The organism is Streptomyces sp. NPDC050439 (assembly GCF_040655335.1).
Lineage (GTDB): Bacteria > Actinomycetota > Actinomycetes > Streptomycetales > Streptomycetaceae > Streptomyces.
This window is the reverse complement of record NZ_JBFAJT010000017.1, coordinates 50,066-50,693: the sequence shown is the minus strand read 5'-3', so window position 1 is coordinate 50,693 and position 628 is coordinate 50,066.

Below are 628 nucleotides of genomic sequence, written 5' to 3'. Positions count from 1 at the left end.
CAAAACGGACGCCGACGCTGGACACGACGGCGCATCCTTGAACAAGCCGCCCAACGAACCAAGAAATAACACCCAGCAGAGCGCGGACCTTCCACCCACCACCCCACCCCCCCACGAACACGGCCCCCAGCAGCGGGAGTTGAACCTCCGCCGACCGGACGCCCCACGACGGCCGGCAGCGCACGGCTCACCACCACGGTGCTGCGGCACCGCAGCGCGCAGCAGCCACGGCTATGGCAGACCCGCCACCACCGAACCACCCCGGCACCCAGCACCGCCCATGACGCCCACCGGGCCGGCCAGAGGCCAGGACCTCAGCGCCCTGGAACTGTCCTACGCCACCCCACTCCGACCACCGCCCTACCACCCAGGCGTTGCGAGGTCGTAACCATGGTCGACGCCCCGTGGTCGAAGATCTGGTCGAACCCCGCTGCCCTCCCCACCAGCAACCCACGGCCCGACAGAAGCGCAACCTGTCACAAGCCACGACAGAAGCGCTGATGAGGAGTGCTGGCATGCGGGCCCGCGCCGAAAGACCCCGGCCCGACCAGACAGGGAAGGGACATTGCTTGACTAACCCGTACCAAACATCCCCGCCACGAGCCTGGCCTCCAATCCCGTTGAACCC